We start from the raw sequence: 6,208 nt of genomic DNA on the forward strand, positions 1-6,208 counted from the left end.
CCGGATCGCGCCCGCCGCCGACCAGGACCGGCCGCGCAGCCGTACGTGCCGGCCCGCCGGGACCATCGCGCCCGGGTCCAGATCGAAGGCGCTCATGAGGACCTGGCGGGTGAAGGGTTCGCCCTCCGCCGGGTGGTCCGGGCCGAACAGCCGGTAGAACTGGGTGTTCCAGGGTGAGAACAGCGGGGCGTCGCTGACCTCGATGCTGCCCAGCCACTTGATCGAGGCGATGCCGATCCAGCCGGGCACCACCAGCCGCACCGGGTGGCCGTGGTCGGCGGGCAGGGGTTCGCCGTTCATCTCGTACGCGAGCAGCACGTCGTGCAGTGCCTTGCGGAGCGGCAGCGGGCGGCGGACCGGGCCGAGGTCCACGCCGCCGCTGACGAAGTTCGGGTCCAGCCCGGCCGGCAGCACGTCCACCGCGTGGCGGCTGAGGCCGGCGCGACGCAGCACTGTGGACAGCCGGACGCCGCGCCAGCGGGCCACGCCGACGCCGCCGAGCTTCCAGGCCGTGCCGGATACCGTCTGACCCTGCTGGGTGGTGAAGTAGCTGCGGCCGTTTCCGGCGCATTCCACCGTTGCGGTGACCGTTTCGCTCGGCAGGCTGCGCAATTCCTCATATGTCAATGAGACCGGTCCGTGTCGCAGTCCGGCGCCGAACAGGCGCAGCCGCCAATCCGCCGCATCGATGATCGGCGTGCTGGTGTGGTTGCGGACGAAAAAGCGGTCGATCGGCACCAGATAGCCCTGATCGGCCAGCGCCGACCAGCGCATCTCGGCGTTGGTGCCCAGCACGGTGAAGAGCTCCGGGGGCAGGGGCTTCACGATCGGCCCCGGCGCGGCGGCGGTGGCGGCGGTGCCCGTGGCGGCTACGCCGGCCAGGCCGGCGCTCGCCGCGGCGGTGAGTTTGAGCAGGTCCCGGCGGGAGAAGCCGGTTGCCTCACCGGTCAGCCACTGGGCCAGCCGGCGCCGGTCGTAGGTGGCCTCGTCCAGCATGTCGTCCATCAGGGTGCTCCTCTGCGGCACTGACCGGTCTCGATCGTCCGACACATGGTAAACCGATGGGCGCTGTAGGAAAAGGGAGTCATGGTGAGTACCCGCTGAAAACTGATCTATGCGGAAAGAATTCGTCGTATTGTGTGGACTGTTTTATGCGTTAGCGGAGGCCACCCCGGGTAACCAATATCGCGAAGCACCAACGGACGAACGAACCACGATGGAGGCAGCAATGAGTGACCCGTCTGCGGGCGCCCGCGCGCCGGACACCACCCCCCTCGCCGACGTGCCGGTCACCGAGACCTACGCGGCGACGACATATCCCGAGACGACCTACCCCGCCGAGACGTACCCGGCGACCGGGCAGGGCTCCTCGGGCGGCGACCAGTCCGCGGTCAAGCAGGCCGCCGGACAGACCGCCCAGGCCGCGGGTCAGGCCGCCACTGACGTCAAGGACACCGCCAAGCAGCAGGCCCAGCGGGTCGGCTCCGAGGCCAAGACCCAGGTCCGCAACGTCGCGTCCGAGGTTCGCGGCAAGGTCAGCGAGCAGGCCCGGACGCAGAACGACAAGCTCGTCGGCAGCATCCGCGAGATGGCCGACCACCTGGACGACATGCGCGGTGACCGGGCCGACTCGCCCGCCACCCAGGTCGTCTCGCGCGTCGCGGACAGCGGCCGGCAGCTCGCCGGCTACCTGGAGCAGCACGGCCCCGAAGGCGTGCTGCGCGAGGTCCAGGACTTCGCCCGGCGTCGTCCCGGCGCGTTCCTGGCCGGCGCACTGGCCGCCGGCTTCGTGGTGGCCCGCCTGGGCAAGGGCGTGGCCAAGGCCGACGACCTCTCGTCGGACAAGCCCGCCAGCGACTCGTTCGTGTCCAACCCGGGCACCTACGACACCGGCTACGACGCCGGCACGACGGGCTACACCACCGGCACGACGACGACCGGCGGCTACGTGGACCCGGCGGTCGGCACCACCACCGGCTACCCCGCGGCGTCCACCGAGTACGCCTCGACGGGCACCGGCACGCCGGTCGTCGTGGAGGAGGACTACGTCACCGGGACCACGCGGGATTACCCGGGCGGCACGCGATGACCGCGCCGTACCCGACCGGCCACTCGCGGGACCACACCGAGGAGGTCAGCGAGACCTCCGTCGGTGAACTGATCGGCAACATCAGCAACGACCTGTCCACGCTGTTCCGCCAGGAGGTGGAGCTGGCCAAGGTCGAGCTGAAGCAGGAGGCCTCGAAGGCCGGCAAGGCGGCCGGGATGCTCGGCGCCGCCGCCTTCGCCGGTTACCTGGTGCTGGTGCTGCTCAGCTTCGCGCTGGTGGCCGCCCTCAGCAATGTGATGGATCCCGGCTGGGCCGCGCTGATCGTGGCGGTGCTCTGGGGGATCGTCGGCGCGGTGCTCTACAGCAACGGCCGCAAGAAGCTCAAGACCGTGGACCCGACCCCGCGGCGCACCGTCGACACCCTCAAGGAGGACGCGCAATGGCTGAAGAACCCGACCGGTTGAGGCAGGACATCGAGGCGACGCGCGCCTCCATGACCCGCCACGTGGATCTGCTGGCGGAGAAGACCAGCCCGACCAAGGCCGCCCAGCGCCGCTGGACCGCCGTGAAGGAGAAGGTCATGGGTAGCTCGGAGCACGCGCGGCACTCGGCGGGCAACGCCGCGGGCACCGTGCAGGACAAGGCCTCGTCGGCCGTCAACACGGTGCAGGACAAGGCGTCGCAGCTGACCGACAAGGCCGGCGACAAGGCGCACAGCGCCGCGGACGCGGTACGCAGCGCTCCGCAGACGGTGGCCCAGCAGGCTCAGGGCAACCCGCTCGCCGCGGGCATCATCGCCTTCGGTGTCGGTATGCTCGCCGCCACGCTGATCCCGGTCACCGACGCCGAGAAGCGGGCCGGCCAGCAGCTCAAGGAGCACAGCGGCGACCTGACCGACAAGGTCAAGGACGTCGCGGCCGAGATGAAGGACGACGTCTCGGGCACGGTGCAGCAGGCGGTCGGCCAGGTCAAGGAGACCGCCGCCGACGCCGCGCAGACCACCAAGCAGCAGGCCCAGTCTTCGGCGCAGGACGCCAAGGACCAGAGCAAGCAGGCGGTCAGCGACGCGAGGTCCTGACCTTCGTACGACCGGCGCCGGGCTGCCCCGAAGGGGGCAAGCCCGGCGTTTGTCGGTTCACCGCTCGGGCACTGGAATCGCATGACTATGAAGTTCGGATACAAGCTGTCGGCCGAGGGTTTCGGCCCGAAGGAGCTCATCCAGCAGGCGGTGCGGGCCGAGCAGGCCGGCTTCGACTTCGTCGAGATCAGCGACCACTTCCACCCGTGGCTGGACGTGCAGGGCCACTCGCCGTTCGCCTGGACCGTGCTCGGGGCGATCGCCGCGCGCACCGAGCGGATCGGCCTGGCCACCGGCGTGACCTGCCCGACCGTGCGGTACCACCCGGCGATCATCGCCCAGGCGGCCGCGACGCTGGCCATCGTGTCGGACAACCGGTTCACGCTGGGCATCGGCGCGGGGGAGCGGCTCAACGAGCACGTCGTCGGGCAGGGCTTCCCGAGCGTCCGCGGCCGGCACGAGCGGCTGCGCGAGGCGCTGGAGATCATCAAGCTGCTCTGGCAGGGCGGCTACCAGTCGTACGAGGGCAAGCACCTGCAACTGGAGGACGCCCGGGTCTTCGACCTGCCGGACCAGCTGCCGGTGATCGCCGTCGCGGCCGGCGGCAAGGACGCGGCCGCGATGGCCGCCGAGCTGGGTGACGGGCTGTTCGCCACCGAGCCGCGGGCCGACCTGGTCGAGAGCTACACCGGTGCCGGCGGGTCCGGCCCCCGCTACGCCGAGGTGCCGATGGCCTGGGCGCCGACCGAGGAGGCCGGCATCCAGGAGGTCCTCAAGACCACCCGGTGGGCGCTGACCGGCTGGAAGGTGATGAGCGAGCTGCCGAATCCGGTCAACTTCGACGCGGCGTCGCAGACGGTGCGCGAGGAGGACGTCCGCGGCCAGTTCGCGCTGGGCCCGGACGCCGAGCCGTACGTGGCCGCGGTGAAGAAGTACACCGAGGCGGGCTTCGACCACATCGTCCTGCAGAACGCCGGTCCGGACCCGGACGGCTTCATCGACTTCTTCCAGAAGGACCTGCACGACAAGCTCCAGCGCTTGTGAAAGTTCCCGTTTCGTCCCGGGCCGGTAGGGGTAGGCCGCTGCGATGATCAGCGAAGTCACCGTCGTGGTGGCCACCCGTAACCGGCGCGCCCGGCTGTTCGAGACCATCCCGCACCACGAGGGCCCGATCATCCTGGTCGACAACGGGTCCGACGACGGCGGCCCGGAGGCCATCAAGGCAGTTTTCCCGCAGGTCACGGTGGTGCCCCTGGGCGAGAACAGGGGAGCCGCGGCGCGCAACGTCGGCGTGGAGCTGGCTCGTACCCCTTATGTCGCGTTCGCCGACGACGACTCGTACTGGGAGCCCGGCTCGCTGGCCCGCGCCGCCGCTCTGCTGCGGGACCACCCGCGGGTCGGGCTGCTCAGCGCCCGCGTGCTGGTCGGCCCGCAGGCCCGCGTCGACCCGGTCTCCGAGGCCATGGCCGCCGCACCCCTCGGCGTCCCCGAGGGTGCGCCCGGACCGGCCGTGCTGGGCTTCCTGGCCTGCGCGGTCACCGTCCGGCGGGAGGCGTTCCTGCAGGTGGGGGGCTTCAACCCCAAACTGCACGTGTACGGCGAAGAAGCCCTCCTGGCCATGGACCTGGCCGCCGCCGGCTGGCTCCAGACCTACGCGCCCGAGCTGACCGTGCGCCACCTGCCGCTCCCGGCCGGCCGGGACAACGGCGCCCGGCACCGCATCGAGGCGCGCAACCGGGTCCTCACCGCTCTGCTGCGCCGCCCGCCCGCCGTGGTCGCCCGGACAGCGGTATCGGCCTGGCGGGACGATCGGCGGGGTGTGGCCGACGCCGCGCGCCTGCTCCCGTGGGCGCTGCGCCAACGCCGGCCACTCCCGGACACTGTGGAGGACGCCCTGCGCGTCCTCACCAACTAGTAGGCCTCACCACCCGTTCGGCGGGGCCTCCAGGTGGACCGCCTTCATGACGGTCAGCTCGTCGAGCAGCTCGGGGCCGTACCCGAAGCCCTGACCGCTGCCGCCGCGCGGATGCGCCGCACCGCCGGGCGCACCGCCGAAGACCGCGTTGACCTTGACGGTGCCGACCGGCAGCTCCCGCCAGGCCTGCTGGGCGTGGCTCATCGAGCCGGTCAGCACCGTCGCGGCCAGCCCGTACGGTGACTCCGCGGCCCGGGCCAGCGCCTCGCTGAACGAGTCGACGACGACCACCGGGGCGACCGGGCCGAAGGTCTCCTCGCGCAGCACGGCCATGTCGTCGGTGCAGTCGGCCAGCACGGTCGGCGGGTAGTACGCGCCCGGACCGTCCGGCACCTCGCCGCCGGTGAGCACCCGTGCGCCGTCCTGCACCGCCGCGCTGACCTGGGCGTGCACCGCCTCGCGGAGCCGGGTGTCGACCAGCGGCCCGAGGTCACCGGCCCAGGTCCTCGCCTGCTCGGCCAGCTCGCGCAGGAACGCGTTGGCGATGTCGCGGTGCGCATAGATCCGTTCCACGGCGACGCAGATCTGCCCCGAGTTGGCGAAGGAGCCCAGCGCCGCCTGCTGCGCCGCCCACGCCGGGTCGACATCCGCGTCGACGATCAACGGGTCGCTGCCGCCGTTCTCCAGCAGTGCCTTGGCCCCGGTCGTCGCGCAGGCCGCCGCGATGGCCCGGCCGGTCGCGGTCGAGCCGACATGCGCGACCACGTCCACCTCCGCCGAGGCGAGCGCCGCCCCGACCGTGCCGTCGCCGCTGAGCAGCGAGAACACCCCGTCCGGGAAGTGCGGAGCGAGAAGCTGGGCCAGTCGCCGACCGGTGGCCGGGGTGCGCTCACTCGGCTTGTAGACGACCGTGTTGCCGGTCACCAGGGCGGCGCCGAGCAGGCCGCACGAGACGGCGACCGGGTCGTTCCACGGCGTCACCACCGCCACCACCCCGCGCGGCCCGTACGCCATCAAGTCGATCGCCTCGTCGTTGCCCGCCAGCGTCCGGCCGCGGTGGGTGGGTCCGAGCTCGGCGTACTGGCGCAGGGTGCCGACGCCCGCGCCGATCGAGTCCTTCGCGCCGTCGACGGGCTTGCCCATCTCCGCGTTCATCAGCTCGGCG

General features: G+C 71.8%; 7 protein-coding genes. 5 read left to right on the forward strand and 2 right to left on the reverse strand.

The window, feature by feature from the left end; translation table 11 throughout:
• On the reverse strand, positions 1 to 1,005 hold a 1,005-nt coding region (locus tag AB0C29_RS28805), incomplete at its 3' end, for a molybdopterin-dependent oxidoreductase (protein WP_360826412.1).
• A gap of 223 nt (positions 1,006 to 1,228) precedes the next feature.
• On the opposite strand from AB0C29_RS28805, the gene AB0C29_RS28810 reads away from it, so the two are divergent.
• The 5 genes from AB0C29_RS28810 (at position 1,229) to AB0C29_RS28830 (ending at position 5,043) form a co-directional block, all read left to right on the forward strand.
• On the forward strand, positions 1,229 to 2,089 hold the full coding sequence (locus tag AB0C29_RS28810; RefSeq protein WP_360826415.1) for a hypothetical protein: 861 nt from the start codon (positions 1,229 to 1,231) through the stop codon (positions 2,087 to 2,089).
• A complete protein-coding gene (locus AB0C29_RS28815) occupies positions 2,086 to 2,514 on the forward strand; it encodes a phage holin family protein (RefSeq protein WP_360826418.1) in 429 nt (142 codons plus the stop codon). Before AB0C29_RS28810 ends, AB0C29_RS28815 begins: the two co-directional genes overlap by 4 nt.
• Positions 2,490 to 3,128, forward strand: coding sequence for a DUF3618 domain-containing protein (locus AB0C29_RS28820; RefSeq protein WP_360826421.1), 639 nt, complete (start codon positions 2,490 to 2,492; stop codon positions 3,126 to 3,128). Before AB0C29_RS28815 ends, AB0C29_RS28820 begins: the two co-directional genes overlap by 25 nt.
• 81 nt (positions 3,129 to 3,209) lie before the next feature.
• Positions 3,210 to 4,172: a TIGR03557 family F420-dependent LLM class oxidoreductase gene (locus tag AB0C29_RS28825; protein WP_360826424.1), complete on the forward strand. Its 963-nt coding sequence runs from the start codon at positions 3,210 to 3,212 to the stop codon at positions 4,170 to 4,172.
• A 43-nt stretch (positions 4,173 to 4,215) separates the two neighbouring features.
• Entirely contained in the window at positions 4,216 to 5,043 is an 828-nt protein-coding gene (locus AB0C29_RS28830) for a glycosyltransferase (protein ID WP_360826426.1), read from the forward strand.
• A 6-nt stretch (positions 5,044 to 5,049) separates the two neighbouring features.
• On the opposite strand, the gene AB0C29_RS28835 is transcribed toward AB0C29_RS28830, so the two are convergent.
• On the reverse strand, positions 5,050 to 6,208 hold a 1,159-nt coding region (locus AB0C29_RS28835), incomplete at its 5' end, for an aldehyde dehydrogenase family protein (protein ID WP_360826429.1).

Source organism: Actinoplanes sp. NPDC048791, assembly GCF_040650095.1.
In the GTDB taxonomy this organism is placed as follows: Bacteria; Actinomycetota; Actinomycetes; order Mycobacteriales; family Micromonosporaceae; genus Actinoplanes.